This is a genomic window from Aeromonas sp. 130281 (assembly GCF_056642115.1).
The window spans coordinates 125,553-139,251 of record NZ_JBWVQS010000005.1; the positions used below are offsets into that span (position 1 = coordinate 125,553).

12 protein-coding genes and 1 other RNA gene are annotated in these 13,699 nt (G+C 66.7%); 5 read left to right on the forward strand and 8 right to left on the reverse strand.

Going from position 1 to position 13,699, the window contains the following annotated elements:
* Positions 1–2 precede the first annotated feature (2 nt).
* The 3 genes from AC1IN8_RS14455 (at position 3) to emrD (ending at position 3,724) form a co-directional block, all read left to right on the forward strand.
* Positions 3–809 carry an ABC transporter permease gene (locus tag AC1IN8_RS14455; protein ID WP_479759338.1) on the forward strand — a complete coding sequence of 269 codons (807 nt, stop codon included), beginning with the start codon at positions 3–5 and terminating at the stop codon, positions 807–809.
* Positions 806–2,236, forward strand: a complete 1,431-nt coding sequence (locus AC1IN8_RS14460) for an ABC transporter ATP-binding protein (RefSeq protein ID WP_479759340.1) — start codon at positions 806–808, stop codon at positions 2,234–2,236. Before AC1IN8_RS14455 ends, AC1IN8_RS14460 begins: the two co-directional genes overlap by 4 nt.
* 288 nt (positions 2,237–2,524) lie before the next feature.
* Positions 2,525–3,724: a multidrug efflux MFS transporter EmrD gene (gene emrD, locus AC1IN8_RS14465; RefSeq protein ID WP_042649958.1), complete on the forward strand. Its 1,200-nt coding sequence runs from the start codon at positions 2,525–2,527 to the stop codon at positions 3,722–3,724.
* A 112-nt stretch (positions 3,725–3,836) separates the two neighbouring features.
* On the opposite strand, the gene AC1IN8_RS14470 is transcribed toward emrD, so the two are convergent.
* The 8 genes from AC1IN8_RS14470 to zapA form a co-directional block, all read right to left on the reverse strand.
* The gene (locus AC1IN8_RS14470; RefSeq protein ID WP_479759342.1) at positions 3,837–4,982 is read right to left on the reverse strand and encodes a Gfo/Idh/MocA family protein; all 1,146 of its coding nucleotides are present in this window, start codon (positions 4,980–4,982) and stop codon (positions 3,837–3,839) included.
* Positions 4,979–6,076: a sugar phosphate isomerase/epimerase family protein gene (locus tag AC1IN8_RS14475; protein ID WP_479759344.1), complete on the reverse strand. Its 1,098-nt coding sequence runs from the start codon at positions 6,074–6,076 to the stop codon at positions 4,979–4,981. Before AC1IN8_RS14475 ends, AC1IN8_RS14470 begins: the two co-directional genes overlap by 4 nt.
* Positions 6,077–6,157: 81 nt before the next feature.
* Positions 6,158–7,111, reverse strand: a complete 954-nt coding sequence (locus AC1IN8_RS14480; protein WP_429159986.1) for a substrate-binding domain-containing protein — start codon at positions 7,109–7,111, stop codon at positions 6,158–6,160.
* 115 nt (positions 7,112–7,226) lie between these two features.
* Entirely contained in the window at positions 7,227–8,219 is a 993-nt protein-coding gene (locus AC1IN8_RS14485; protein WP_319912458.1) for an ABC transporter permease, read from the reverse strand.
* The gene (locus AC1IN8_RS14490; RefSeq protein ID WP_319912457.1) at positions 8,200–9,687 is read right to left on the reverse strand and encodes a sugar ABC transporter ATP-binding protein; all 1,488 of its coding nucleotides are present in this window, start codon (positions 9,685–9,687) and stop codon (positions 8,200–8,202) included. Before AC1IN8_RS14490 ends, AC1IN8_RS14485 begins: the two co-directional genes overlap by 20 nt.
* A 48-nt stretch (positions 9,688–9,735) precedes the next feature.
* Positions 9,736–10,752 (reverse strand): LacI family DNA-binding transcriptional regulator, encoded by a 1,017-nt coding sequence (locus tag AC1IN8_RS14495; protein WP_479759347.1) that lies wholly within the window; start codon positions 10,750–10,752, stop codon positions 9,736–9,738.
* Between the two features lie 203 nt (positions 10,753–10,955).
* Positions 10,956–11,138: non-coding RNA, 6S RNA (ssrS, locus tag AC1IN8_RS14500), on the reverse strand.
* Between the two features lie 16 nt (positions 11,139–11,154).
* Positions 11,155–11,487: a cell division protein ZapA gene (zapA, locus tag AC1IN8_RS14505; RefSeq protein ID WP_139434231.1), complete on the reverse strand. Its 333-nt coding sequence runs from the start codon at positions 11,485–11,487 to the stop codon at positions 11,155–11,157.
* Positions 11,488–11,660: 173 nt separating this feature from the next.
* Between zapA and AC1IN8_RS14510 the strand changes: the two genes are divergently transcribed.
* On the forward strand, positions 11,661–12,230 hold the full coding sequence (locus AC1IN8_RS14510) for a UPF0149 family protein (RefSeq protein WP_139434232.1): 570 nt from the start codon (positions 11,661–11,663) through the stop codon (positions 12,228–12,230).
* A 208-nt stretch (positions 12,231–12,438) separates the two neighbouring features.
* Entirely contained in the window at positions 12,439–13,662 is a 1,224-nt protein-coding gene (gene ubiH / locus AC1IN8_RS14515) for a 2-octaprenyl-6-methoxyphenyl hydroxylase (RefSeq protein ID WP_479759349.1), read from the forward strand.
* The last annotated feature ends 37 nt before the right edge of the window (positions 13,663–13,699 follow it).

Sequence of the window (13,699 nt, forward strand, 5' to 3'; positions counted from 1 at the left end):
TCATGTCTTTCTCTATCAAGGCGGGAGCAAGCCTGCTCCTGCTGGTGGTGCTGTTCGCCCTGCTGGGCCCAGTGCTCTGGCCCGATCCCGCCGCCCAGGATCTGGTGCAGTTCCTGGCCGATCCCTCCTGGCAGGAGCCGCTCGGGCGGGATCAGACGGGCCGCAGCCTGATGGCGCGGCTTGCGGCGGCGACCCGGCTCTCCCTGCTGCTGGGGATGCTGTGCGTCCTGATGGCGGCCCTGCTGGGGTCGCTGCTGGGCTGGCTCTCAGCCTGGCGCGGCGGCTGGGTCGACGGCCTGCTGCGCAGCCTGGCCGACGGCGTGCTGGCCCTGCCGAGCCTGCTGCTGGTGCTGCTCTTCTCCGCCATGGCCCAGGGGGGCTTCGCCATCCTCTATCTCGGGTTGGCCATGGCCCAGTGGGTGGAGTACTACCGGGTGGTGCGGGCCCGCAGCCGGGCGCTGCTTGCCTCGCCCCAGGTGGAGGCGTCCCGGCTGCTGGGCTTTGGCAACGCCCACATCCTGCGGCGCCACCTCTGGCCCGAGCTGGCCCCCCAGCTGCTGACCATGATGGCCTTTGGCCTCGCGGGGGCCATCCTGACCCTCTCGACCCTGGGCTTCGTCGGGGTGGGCATCCAGCCACCCACCCCTGAGCTCGGCCTGATGATGACGGAGGCGCTGCCCCACTATCAGGAGGCGCCCCGCCTGCTGCTGGCCCCCATACTGGTGATGGGAGTGATGCTGCTGGCCCTGGTGCTGCTCAATCAGAAGGGCACTCTTCATCCTGGATCCCCGCAAGGAGTCACCCCATGACGACCATTCATATCAAGGGCCTGCAGGTGGATGACGGTCGACAGACCCTGCTGCAGGCGCTGGATCTCACCCTCTACCCCGGCAGCGCCTTGACCCTGATAGGGGAGAGCGGCTCGGGCAAATCCCTGCTGGCTCATGCCCTGATGGGGACCCTGCCTGCCCCCCTGCGCGGCCGGGGTGAGATGGCGATGGGCGGCCTGTGCCACAGTCTGGCGGACCCCTGCGCCCTGCGCGCCCTCTGGGGGCGGGAGCTGGCCATGCTGCCCCAGGAGCCGGTGCTGGCGCTGGATCCCACCATGGGGCTGCTGCCCCAGGTGGAGGAGGGCTGGCTGGCGGGCGGCAAGGAGGCGCGCTCGCGGGCGCGGGACGCCCTCGAGCGGCTCGGGCTTGCCGGGCGGGAGCGCCACTTCCCGCACCAGCTCTCCGGGGGCATGGCCCAACGCGCCGCCTTTGCCGCCGCCACCCTGGGGCAGGCGCGCCTGCTCATCGCCGACGAGCCCACCAAGGGGCTCGACCGCCGGGCCAGTGCCAGGTTGCAGACATTGCTGCAGGGCTATCTGACCGAGGGGCGCCACCTGCTGACCATCACCCATGATCTCTCCCTGGCCCGGGCGCTGGGGGGCTGGGTGCTGGTGGTCAAGGGGGGTGAGATGGTGGAGCAGGGGCCCGCCGAGCAGGTGCTGCAGGCGCCTTCCCATGCCTACACCCGCGCCCTGCTGGCGGCGGAGCCCTCGGCCTGGCCCGAGGCCGTGCATCCCCCGACCGGCGTCTGGCTGCTCAGGGGGGAGGGACTCGCCATGGGCTACGGGGATCAGACCCTGTTCGAGGGGCTCGACCTGCCACTGGCCCGGGGGGAGCGGCTCGCCATCATGGCGCCGAGCGGTGCGGGCAAGAGCACCCTCGGCAATGTGCTGCTGGGGTTGCAGCGCCCGCTGCGAGGGCGGGTGCTGCGCCAGGGGGGCATAGCCCCCCACCGCTGGCAGAAGCTCTATCAGGATCCGGTGCAGGCCTTCGCCAGCCGGGTGCGTCTCGCTACCCAGTTTGACGATCTGCTGCGCCTGCACCGGCTGCCCCGCCAGCCCCTCACCGACTATCTGGCGAGGCTCGGCCTCGATGAGAGCCTGCTGAGCCGGCTGCCGAGCCAGGTCTCCGGGGGGGAGCTGCAACGGCTGTCCCTGATCCGGGCCCTGCTGCTGCGCCCCGTGCTGCTGTTTGCCGACGAGCCCAGTTCCCGGCTCGATCCCCTGAGCCAGCAGCAGACCGTCACCTGCCTGCTGGGGGAGCTGGCGGAGATAGGCTGCGCCCTGCTGCTGGTGACCCATGACGAGGCGCTGGCGGGCAAGGTGGCCGGGCGCTGCCTGCGACTGGGGGCGGCGGGCACAGCCGAGCACGGGCTGGCGCCCGCCGGGTTGGGGCGGGTGGGCTAAGGGGAGCGGGGCGCCTGGGCACAGGCGCCCCGCTCCCGTTCGATGTCAGTTCGACGGGGCCGCAGGCCCCGTCACATTAGAAAAACTTGGGAAAGCAGATTATAAAGATTCGTTCGTTTTTTGTGACATGAATCACTAAGATCACCGCAAGCCAAAGAGCGTCCTGCTCCTGGCCGGTGCGGGTCCTCCGCCTTGCGTTTCACCTTTGATTGACCCTGTTTATTGGATCCCCTCTGCGGTTCTCTGCCAGAGGCGGGCAGCTTTTCGATGATTTTTCGGGACTGAGATATGTATCGGCACAGTTTTTATCCGCTGTTTTTCCTGACCATTCTGATGGTCGCCGTGGGCCAGATGACCCAGACCCTCTATGTGCCCTCCATTCCCATGATGGCGGGGGACTTTCATGTGGCCTCCGGCCAGTTGCAGGCGGTGATGGCCTGCTACCTGATCCCGTACGGCCTCTCCCAGTTCGTCTACGGTCCGCTGTCTGATCGCATCGGCCGTCGCCCCGTGCTGCTCATCGGCATGATGGTGTTCCTGGTGGGCACCCTGACCATTCAGCTGATCCCGCACTTTGCCGCCCTGCTGGCCGGCAGCTTCATCCAGGGGTTGGGCACGGGGGCCGGTGGCGCCATGAGCCGCACCGTGATGCGGGATCGCTACAGCGGCGCCGAGCTCAACCGCGCCAACAGCCTGGTGAGCATGGGGGTGATCTTCTCCCCCCTGCTGGCACCCGTGCTGGGGGGCTGGCTGACCGAGCTGTTCAACTGGCGCGCCGGCTACTGGTTCCTGTTCGGCTTCGGCGCCCTGACCACCCTGGCCCTGCTGGCCTGGTTTGGCGAGACCCTGCCGGCGAGCGCCCGTCAGCAACCGCTGCGGGTCGGCGCCGCCTACCGTCACGTGCTCGGCAACCCGCGCTTTCAGGGCAACCTGCTCTGCCTGATGGCGACCTTCGCGGGACTCGCGGTATTCGAAGCGGCTGCCGGGGTGCTGCTCGGCGACGTGCTCAAACTGAGCGCCCGCACGGTGAGCGTGCTGTTCGTGCTGCCGCTGCCCGGCTACCTGTTCGGCGCCTGGCTCTCGGCCCGTCTGAGCTTTCGCCTGAGCCAGGGCAAGCTGATGCGCCTTGGCATCGCCTTCCTGGGGCTGGGGGCCCTCATCATTCTGGTGCCCGGGCTGTTCGGGGTGGTGAGTGCGGCCTCTTTGGTCGGGGGCGCGGCTGTCTACTTCATCGGCAGCGGCATCCTCTACCCGACCGCCACCTCCTGCGCCATCGAGCCCTTCCCGGGTCAGGCGGGCACCGCCGGGGCCATCCTGGGGGGCATGCAGAACCTGGGGGCCGGTGTGGTCACCCTGCTGGCCGCCAGCTTCCCGATGGAAGGGCAGGTGACCCTGGGGGCCATCATGGTGGTGATGGTGCTGATCGTGGCCCTGAGCTTCCTCTGGCTGCGCCACCATGGCTCCCCCCACGAGCAGATGGCCGTCTGAGGCAGCCCACTCAGGTGAAGAGCCCGCCCTCGTCGGCGGGCTTTTTGTTGTCCGGTGCCTGGGGAGGGCCGCCCGCCGGTTTGCGGCGGGCCCCGCCTTGCGACATGGCGGGTCAGTAGAGCGGCAGCCAGCGTCCGTCGGCGGCGTGGCTGGCCAGACTGGTCTCGATGAAGCGCATGCCCGCCACCCCGTCCTCCACCGTGGTGAGCGCCAGGCTCTCGGGGGGCGGCGCCTCCCCGGCCGCCAGGGCGTGGATCTGCAAGGCCGCGTCCGTGTAGAGCTGGGCGAAGGCCTCCAGATAACCCTCGGGATGACCGGCGGGTACCCGGCTGGCATGGGTCGCCGCCGGGCTTGCCACCCGGCCCCGGGTCAGCCGCTGGCTGGCCCCGCCAATGGGGGTCAGCCAGAGTTCATTCGGTGCCTCCTGGCGGAAGATCAGGCCGGCCTTGTCGCCATAGAGGCGGATCTGCAGCCGGTTCTCCTCGCCGCTGGCGACCTGGCTGGCGTTGAGCGATCCGCGCATCCCCTGGGGGTAGCGCAGCCAGACCTGCAGATGATCGTCCACCCGCCGCCCCGGCACGAAGCTGTGCAGCAGGGCGGCGAGCTCATTTGGCAACTGCCCGGTGATGAAGGCCGCCAGCTGGTAGGCATGGGTGCCGATGTCGCCGAGGCAACCGGCCCGTCCGGCGCGGGTCGGGTCGGCCCGCCAGTCCGCCTGCTTGTTCTGACCCGGGGGAATGGGGTTGGCGAGCCAATCCTGCAGGTATTCCACCTGCACATAGCGCAGCTTGCCCAGCTCGCCGGCGGCGACCAGCTCGCGGGCGTGGCGCACCATGGGGTAGCCCGAATAGGTGTGGGTCAGGGCAAACAGCCGCCGCCGCTGGCGGGCGAGGCGGGCGAGTTCTTCCCCCTCGGCCAGGGTCAGTGCCAGCGGCTTGTCGCAGATAACGTGGATGCCGGCTTCGAGAAAGGCGCGCGCCACCGGGGCGTGCAGGTGGTTGGGGGTGGTGATGGCCACCACCTCTATGCCGTCGGATCTGGCCGCCTCCGCCTGGGCCATCCTGGCGTAATCCTGGTAGGCGCGGGCCGGATCCAGCCCGAGGGCGAGGGCGCTTGAGCGGGCGTTGGCGGGGTCGGCGGAGAGGGCGGCGGCAAGCAGCTCATAGTGATCGTCCATGCGGGCCGCCAGTCGATGCACGGCGCCGATGAAGGCCCCCTGGCCGCCGCCGACCATGCCCAGACGCAGTCGTCTCTTCATTTTTTCTCTCCCATCTTGCCGCCCGGATGACCGCTTACGCTGTCGCCAAGGCCTAGCAGGCTTCTGACCGTCTCCCGCGCCAGGCCGCTGCCCGCGAAGTCATCGAAGGGGCGCTCGGCGACCCGGATCAGGTGGCGGCGGATGAAGTCGGCCCCCTCGGCGGCGCCATCCTCCGGGTGCTTGAGGGCGCACTCCCACTCCAGCACGGCCCAGCCGGGGTAGTCGTACTGGGCGAGCTTGCTGAAGATGGCGCCAAAGTCTATCTGGCCATCTCCCAGGGAGCGAAAGCGCCCCGCCCGCCCGAGCCAGGGGGCGTAACCCCCATAGACCCCCTGGCGCCCCGAGGGCCTGAATTCCGCATCCTTCACGTGGAAGGCGCGCACCCGCTCGTGATAGAGGTCGAGGAAGGCGAGGTAATCGAGCTGCTGCAACAGCATGTGGCTGGGGTCGTAGAGCACGTTGACGCGGGGGTGGTCGCCGGTCGCCTCGAGGAAGCGCTCCAGCGTGGCGCCATCGAACAGATCTTCTCCCGGGTGCAGCTCGTAGCAGACGTCCACCCCGGCCTCGTCAAAGGCATCGAGCAGGGGGAGCCAGCGGCGGGCGAGCTCGGCGAAAGCCTCCTCGATGAGCCCGGCGGGCCGCTGGGGCCAGGGGTAGAGATAGGGCCAGGCGAGGGCGCCTGAGAAGGTGACGTGGGCGCTGAGGCCAAGCCTTCGAGAGGCGAGGGCGGCCGCCCTGAGCTGCTCGCCGGCCCACTGGGTGCGGGCGGCAGGCTTGCCGCGCAGCGCCGGGGGGGCGAAGCCGTCGAACAGGGCGTCATAGGCGGGATGGACCGCCAGCAGCTGACCCTGCAGATGGGTGGAGAGCTCTGTGATGACCAGCCCCCGTTCGGCCAGCAGGCCGCTTGTCTCGTCGCAATAGTCCTGGCTGGTCGCTGCCAGGGTCAGATCGAACAGGCGCGGATCCGTCGGCAGCTGCAGGCCGCGAAAGCCGAGGCCGGCGGCCCAGTCCGCCAGGCCGGTGAGGGTATCGAATGGCGGCTTGTCCCCCATGAACTGGGCGAGGAAGATGGCCGGTCCCTTGATGGTCTTCATGGGCACTCCTGCATCAAAGCACGGTGAAAGGTTGCACGGATGACGGGCTGGCGATCGGCGGGGCCGATCGCCAGCCATTGCTTAGAACGGGGAGTCGGGGAAGTAGAACTCCTTGGCCGTCTGCGGGGTGATCAGCACAGAGGGGATGATGGTGTTGGCCGGCAGGCGTTCACCCTTGAGGCGGGCCTCTGCGGTGAGCATGATGGCGTCGTACATGAACTTGGGGGAGTAGGAGACGTTGGCCTGGATGCGGGGATCGCTGCCCTCCATCAGGGTCTTGATCGCCCCCTTGGCCCCGGCGCCGCCAAACACCAGCTTGATGTCGGTACGCTTGGCCTGATCGATGGCCTTGAGCACCCCCACCGCCATGTCGTCATCGGCGGCCCAGACGGCGTCGATATGCTTGAAGCGGGTCAGAAAGTCCTGCATCACCTTGAAGGCGTCATCCCGGTTCCAGTTGCCATATTTGGCGTCGAGGATCTTGATCTCCCCGTGCTGCTTCATCACGCCGCTGAAGGCGTCGAAGCGCTCGTTGTCCAGGGTGGTGGGAATGCCGCGCAGGGCGACGACATTCCCCTTGCCATTCAAGGTCTTGGCGATGAACTCCGCCGGCAGCTTGCCGAAGGCGGTGTTATCCCCGGCCACATAGGCATCCTGGGCGCTGGTGTCCGTCAGCCCCCGGTCGACCACGGTGACATAGACCCCCTTCTGCTTGACCTGGGCCACCGGCTTGGTCAGGGAGGCTGACTCGAACGGGAAGATGACCAGCGTGTCTATCTTGTTGACCGTCAGCAGATCCTGCAGCTGGTTGGCCTGCTCCGGGGCATTGGCGGCGGTCTTGACGATCACCTTGAGATCGGGATGGGCCTTCTCCAGATCCTCCTTGGCCTTGTTGGCCCACCAGACGATGCCGGCGGTGAAGCTGTGGGTCGCGGTCGGGATGGATACCCCCAGGGTCATCTTCTCGGCTGCCGAGGCGCTGCCGGCTGCGATCATCAGGGCGCAGGCGCCCAGGGCGTGTAGCATCTTGTTCATCTTGATAGCCTCTTGACTGTTGGGCTTGTGCCCGTTCCTTGTCTCTGGCGAGGGGAGGCCCCGCCACTGGTGTCACTGCCGTTTCTTCGCTTTCGTCTTCCTGTCCACAACAGCCTCAACGCCTGTGTTGCATGAAGGCAACCATGATGATCACTATGCCCTGCACGGCGGCATTGAGGTAAACACTGATGATGCTGGTCAGATTGAGGATATTGCTGATGACCGACAGCAGGATGGCGCCCACCAGGGTGCCGAAGATGCGCCCCTCTCCTCCCCTGAGGGAGGTGCCCCCCACCACCACGGCGGCGATGGCCTCCAGCTCCCACAAGAGCCCTGTGGTGGGCGTGGCCGAGCCCAGACGCGGCACATAGAGCAGGGTGGCGATGCCGACGCAGAGCCCGAGCAGCGCATAGGTGAGCAGCTTGACCCGATCGACCCGGATGGCGGCGTAGCGCGCCACCTGCTCGTTGGAGCCGATGGCCTGCACATGGCGGCCGAAGGCGGTGCGGTTGAGCAGCAGTCCTCCCGCCAGTGCCACCAGCAGCAGGACCCAGACCGGGATGGGCACCCCCAGCAGGCTGCCGTAATAGACGGGGCTGTAGCTATCGCCGAGGGCATCGTCCAGGGTCAGGGCGCCGCCGTCGGCCAGATAGGTCAGCACGGCCCGAAAGATGCCGAGGGTGCCCAGGGTGACGATGAAGGGTTCAATCCTGCCCCGGGTGATCAGCAGGCCGTGACCGGCGCCAAACAGCAGGCCGAGCACCAGGGCCAGCCCGATGCCGAGCACGACCACCAACAGGGGGGCATCCGCCAGCACCCCGGCGCCGAGCCGGTTCATGATGAGGATCATGGCCCCGGCGATCAGGGCGGCCATGGCGCCCACCGAGAGGTCGATGCCGCCGGACATGATAACGAAGGTCATGCCCACCGCTATGATGCCGATGAAGGCGGTGCGGGTCAGCACGTTGAGCAGGTTGTCCAGGGTGGCGAAGTCGGGGTTGAGCAGGGCGCCGAGCAGGCACAGCAGGATCAGCCCGAGCAGCGGGCCACTCCCCGATAGCAGGGAGAGCAACCGCTCTTTGCGGCTGTCAGTGGGTACCGGTTGCATAGGCGATCAACTCCTCTTCGGTCAGATGGTGGGCGGGCAGCACCGCCTGGAGGCGACCGGCCCGCAGCACGGCGACTCTGTGGCACAGGCCGATCAGCTCGACCAGCTCGCTCGAGATCACGATGACGGCGCGCCCCTCGGCGGCCAGTCGCTGGATTAGGAAATAGATGTCGCGCTTGGCGCCCACATCCACCCCCCGGGTGGGCTCGTCGAGGACGATGACCCTGGGGTCCGGGTGCAGGAACTTGGCGAGGGCCAGCTTTTGCTGATTGCCCCCCGACATCATGCGCGCCCGGGCCGAGTGGGGGCCGGCCTTGATGCCGAAGTCATTGATGGCCCGGGTGAGGGCCGCCTGCTCGGCCCCCTTGTCCAGCCAGGGGTGGGCGTAGCGCGCCAGCGTCATCAGGGTGAGGTTCTCGGCCAGCCCGAGGTCGATGTGCAGCCCCTTGCCCTTGCGATCCTCCGGCAGATAGGTGAGCCCCTGGCGCATGGCGGCGAGCGGACTGTCGATGCGCACGGCCTTGCCTGCCAGCTGGATGCGACCCCCCTTGCGCTCGCGCAAGCCGAGGATGGCCTCGAAGGCCTCGGTGCGACCGGCTCCCACCAGTCCGGCGAAGCCATAGATCTCGCCGCTGCGCACCTCGAAATCGAGGTCGGCCACCCAGCCGGGGACGCAGAGTCCGCTCACCGCGAGGGCTATCTCTGCGCCCTCCGGCGGTGGCAGCCTGGGGGGGAACATGTCCGACATCTCGCGTCCCACCATGAGGTTGGCCATCTGCTGGCGAGTGAAGGCCGCCGTCTCCCCCCGGCTGACGAAGCGACCATCGCGCATGACCACCACCTCGTCGGAGATCTGCTTGACCTCGTCCAGCTTGTGGGAGATGTAGATGATGGTGGTGCCCTGGGCCCTGAGCCTGGCGATGAGGGCGAACAGCCGCGCCGTCTCCCCCGGGGTCAGGGTGGCGGTCGGCTCATCCATGATCAGCAGGCGGGCCTGCCGTGACAGCGCCTTGGCGATCTCCACCAGCTGCTTCTCCGCCACGATAAGCTGCCGTACCTTGGTGGAAGGGGCGCGTTGCAGCCCGACCTGCTCCAGATAGTGCTGCGCCCGGGTCGCCATGGTGCGCTCGTCCAGCAGGCCGCCCCTGGTCAGCTCATGGCCGAGGAAGAGGTTCTGGGTCAGGGTCAGGTGCTCGGCCAGGTTGAGTTCTTGATGAATGAGCACTATGCCCGCCTGCTCCGCCTCGCGGGAGGAGTGCCAGCTGCGCGCCTCGCCATCGATGCGGATCACCCCGGCGCTGATGGGCTCGTACCCGGCGAGGATCTTCATCAGGGTGGACTTGCCCGCGCCATTCTCCCCCAGCAGGCCGTAGACCCGCCCCGGCGCCAGGCTGAAGTCGACCCCGTGCAGCACCCGGATGGGGCCGAAGTCCTTGCAGACGCCGCTAAATTCGACACCAAGACTCATCGCCTTCTCCTTTGTCTATCTCGCGCACTCTGCCGACGGGTGCTTGCATCAGGCGCTGGCTCTGCTGACGAGCCGATGGGGGAGCAGGCGCCCGATCAGCGGGGTGTCGGGGGCGTTCAGGCGCTGCAGCAGCAGTTGGGCGGCCTCGGCGCCGAGCTCCTCCATGGGCTGCGCCATGGTGGTGAGCTGTGGATTGAGCTGGGCGGCCATGGGTATGTCATCGAAGCCCATGATGGCGATGTCGTCCGGGATGCGCAGCCCCGCCTCCTGCAAGCGGTGCATCAGGCCGATGGCCAGCGCATCGGCGACGGCGAAGATGGCGGTGGGGCGCTGCGGGCAGTCGAGCAACTGCTGCGCCGCCTCGGCCCCGGCCAGGAAGCCGAGGCTGGTGACCCGGATATTCCACTCATCCACCAGGGTTAGACCGGCTTCTGCCAGGGCCTGGCGGACCCCGGCCTCGCGCTGGCGTGCGTAGAGGTAGGCGGGATCCGCGCCTATGAGCGCGATCTGGCGATGGCCCCGACTCAGCAGATAGCGGATCGCCTCCGCCGCCGCCCCCTGGTTATCTATGCCCACGTAGGGAACCGGCATGGCGGGGTCAAACTCGCAGCAGGCGACCCAGGGCAGCGCGTTGATCTCCTGGCTCAGTCCTTGCTGGATGGAGTCGGGATCCAGGCAGATGGCGCCGTCGGCTCTGTGGGTGCGCAGCAGCTCGAAGGCCGAGCGCTCCCGGCCCGGATCCGCGCCTGTGTCGCACAGCAGCACAAAGTAACCGTGCTGGCGGGCCACCCTGTCGATGCCGCGCACTATCTCGATATAGAAGGGGTTGCCGAGGTCGGGCACCATGATGAGCAGCAGCCAGCTTCTGGCGGTGCGCAGGCTGTTGGCCAGCTGATTGACGCGATAGCCGAGCTCGTGGACGGCGCGGTTGACCTTGGCCTGGGTCTTGTCGGTGACCCCCTCCTGATGGTTCAGCACCCTGGAGACGGTGGCGACCGACACCCCGGCCCGCGCCGCGACGGCGGCCATGGAGACGGGATTGACAGGGGCGGGGGCGCGGCTCATTCCAGGTTCCTGTGGTTGAAATGTAATCGATTACATTTTTAGGTGACGCCGGGACAGTTCGCAAGGTTGAAATAACAAAAAAATAACAAATAGCTATTGCATTGATATGGTAGGTATTTTTAATGGTGGTTTTGCTGGGGTGGGGACAGGGCAGGGAGTGCGAATAAAAAAAGCCCGTCATATCAATGACGGGCTCTTGCATTAGGTACCCCGGAGATGCCGTTGCCGGTTTGGGCCCTTGAACCGTGAGTTCAAGGCGGAGTTCTAAACTGGCCGCAGGCTTCTCGGTCGGGCCGAGCATGCGCAATAGTCAGAAGATAGAACTCCTGTTGGGTATGATTATCGGCTCGGGGACTTGAACCGGCTGACGCACACCCCAGGGAATTTTAAAACGGGTCGCGGTTAGGGCTTAAGGCCCTCATCGCTGGAATCACCATATTGTCCGTGCTCGATCAAGGCCGCTTCTATGGTGCGCTGCAGCATCTTGATCCGCTTGTCCATGGTCTCAGAGTATTGGTGGTTCTTCTCTTTTTCAAGGCAGAGCTCATGACAGAAATTGAGCGCCGCCATGATGGCAAGCTGTTCATTGCTGGAGACCTTGGAGCGTTGACGCAGCTCGATAAGCTTGTCACTCAGCTGGTCGGCGGCCTGGCGCAGGGCATCCTGTTGTCCCAAGGGACAGGATACCTTGTAGGGACGTCCCAAAATGACGATTTCTACGGCCTCTATGCTCATGCCTTCCTCAATACGGCGGGGCTGATTCCCGCCTTTATCCACGTGGACAACTGGGCGGGACTATATAGGGCAGATGCAGAAGTTTCAAGGCCTTGCTGGCTCTGGGAGGGGGAGAATGCTAGGATCTCGGCCATAATTTTTGCATATTTGCCTGAACTTTGAGCGGATCTTCGATGAGCAAAACGAACCCCCTGAAATACGCGGCCGTGGCCGACCTGATGGAGCAGCACGAGCTGATGGCGACGGCTGTCGAGGCCCATGGCGTGATCTGCGGCCTGGTGTGCGGTGGCGTGGTACTGGATGACAAGAGCTGGCTGCCCCCTTTCAACGATCTGATCAACGATGGTTTCGGCCTGCCGGCGCCGGTGCGCCAAGTGATGACAGATCTCTATCAGGGTGTCATCGAGAGCCTGATGGCGCAAAAAGGGGTCGAGCTGCTGCTGCCAAGCGACGAGGCGCCGCTGGACGAGCGCATCGATGCCCTGGTGGACTGGTCCCAGGCCTTCCTGGCCGGTTTCGGCGTGGTGCAGCAGGAGCTCTCCAAGGCCTCCGAGGAGCTGCAGGAGATGATCCAGGATATCGCCAGCATCACCCAGGTCTCTGCGGAGTTCGATCAGGAGGATGACGAGAACGAAGCCTCCTTCCTGGTGCTCTACGAACACGTGCGCCTCGGGGTCATGATGGCGTTCGAGGAGTTTGGCAAGCGCCCGGATACCCCGAGCACCCCGCCGACCCTGCACTGAATCCCGCAAGAGTCCCCACTCGGACATAGAAAAGAGCGCCTGATGGCGCTCTTTTTACCTGACGGCTCCGGGCGGGGCAGGGGAGTACCAGGCGCTCTCTTGCGGGCCAACTGACGGTGCCAAATCGGTTTTTTGCCCGTGGCCTCGCATCCCGCCTCCCGCCTTTGTGATAGCATTGGCCCACGTTTTTAGCCTATGCCCTCTTCTCATGTCTCATTCTGATCCGGTTCAAGTCGACGTGGCTATCGTCGGCGGTGGTATGAGCGGCGCCGTGCTGGCCCTCTCCCTCGCCGCCTTGAAGGGGCCGAGCGGTACCCCCCTGCAGATCCTGCTGCTGGAGGCGAGCGCCCCCGAACTCAATGCCCATCCCGGCTTCGATGCCCGCGCCATCGCGCTCTCTGCGGGCACCTGCGAGGCGCTGGCCCGTCACGGGCTCTGGTCCCGTTTTGCTCCTCACTGCGCCCCCATCACCCATATCCATGTCTCGGATCGGGGCCACTGCGGCCAGACCCGGCTCACGGCGGCGCAGTTTGGTCTGCCCGCCCTCGGCCAGGTGATCGAACTCTCCGCCGCCGGCATAGCGCTGCAGCAGGGGATGGATGCCACCGCGAACATCAGGCTGTGCTGTCCGGCCCAGCTCTCCACCATAGCGCCGCAGGAGGAGGGGGTGACCCTGACCCTCGCCAGCGGCGAACGTTATCAGACCCGGCTGCTGGTGGCGGCCGATGGGGGCAACTCCTTCGTGCGCCAGCACTTCAAGCTGCCGGTCAGTCGCCATGACTATGAGCAGAGCGCCATCATCGCCACGGTCAAGACCGCCGAGGATCCCGCCGGTCGGGCCTTCGAGCGCTTCACCGAAGGGGGGCCGCTGGCGCTGCTGCCCATGCAGGAGGGGCTCTCCTCCCTGGTGTGGAGCGTCCCGCGGGACGAGGCGCAGGCCCTGATGGCGCTGGATGATGCCGCCTTCCTGACCCGCCTGCAGCAGGCCTTTGGCTGGCGGCTCGGGCGCTTCGTGCGCACAGGGGCGCGCCACCTCTACCCCCTGGTACTGACGGTGGCCGACTATCCCCTGGCCCAGCGCACCGTGCTGGTGGGCAATGCCGCCCACCTGCTGCACCCCATCGCCGGCCAGGGCTTCAACCTCGGCATGCGCGACCTGGACCTGCTCACCCAGGCGGTGGCCCAGGCGCTCGCGGCCGGGGAGGACATCGGCAGTTTCGAGGTGCTGAGCGCTTACTGGCAGCGGCGCAAGGGGGATCAGGAGCAGACCATCTGGCTCACCTCCTCCCTGGCCCAGCTCTTCTCCAACGGCCATGCCCCCCTGGTGGCGGGCCGCAATCTGGCACTCTCCCTGATGGAACGACTGCCCTGGCTGCAGGCGCCGCTCGCCTCCCGTACCCTGGGGTTTGTCGCCGATCTGTGCCGGAAATGAGGTGTGCCCAGAAGAGGCCGCAGCGGACAACTTGATG

What these genes read in the sequence shown, in the direction of transcription:
- AC1IN8_RS14455 (WP_479759338.1), top strand. Translation starts at nt 3, where the DNA reads ATGTCTTTCTCTATCAAGGCGGGAGCAAGCCTGCTCCTGCTGGTGGTG.
- AC1IN8_RS14460 (WP_479759340.1), top strand. Translation starts at nt 806, where the DNA reads ATGACGACCATTCATATCAAGGGCCTGCAGGTGGATGACGGTCGACAG.
- emrD (WP_042649958.1), top strand. Translation starts at nt 2,525, where the DNA reads ATGTATCGGCACAGTTTTTATCCGCTGTTTTTCCTGACCATTCTGATG.
- AC1IN8_RS14470 (WP_479759342.1), bottom strand. Translation starts at nt 4,982, where the DNA reads ATGAAGAGACGACTGCGTCTGGGCATGGTCGGCGGCGGCCAGGGGGCC.
- AC1IN8_RS14475 (WP_479759344.1), bottom strand. Translation starts at nt 6,076, where the DNA reads ATGAAGACCATCAAGGGACCGGCCATCTTCCTCGCCCAGTTCATGGGG.
- AC1IN8_RS14480 (WP_429159986.1), bottom strand. Translation starts at nt 7,111, where the DNA reads ATGAACAAGATGCTACACGCCCTGGGCGCCTGCGCCCTGATGATCGCA.
- AC1IN8_RS14485 (WP_319912458.1), bottom strand. Translation starts at nt 8,219, where the DNA reads ATGCAACCGGTACCCACTGACAGCCGCAAAGAGCGGTTGCTCTCCCTG.
- AC1IN8_RS14490 (WP_319912457.1), bottom strand. Translation starts at nt 9,687, where the DNA reads ATGAGTCTTGGTGTCGAATTTAGCGGCGTCTGCAAGGACTTCGGCCCC.
- AC1IN8_RS14495 (WP_479759347.1), bottom strand. Translation starts at nt 10,752, where the DNA reads ATGAGCCGCGCCCCCGCCCCTGTCAATCCCGTCTCCATGGCCGCCGTC.
- zapA (WP_139434231.1), bottom strand. Translation starts at nt 11,487, where the DNA reads ATGAGCATAGAGGCCGTAGAAATCGTCATTTTGGGACGTCCCTACAAG.
- AC1IN8_RS14510 (WP_139434232.1), top strand. Translation starts at nt 11,661, where the DNA reads ATGAGCAAAACGAACCCCCTGAAATACGCGGCCGTGGCCGACCTGATG.
- ubiH (WP_479759349.1), top strand. Translation starts at nt 12,439, where the DNA reads ATGTCTCATTCTGATCCGGTTCAAGTCGACGTGGCTATCGTCGGCGGT.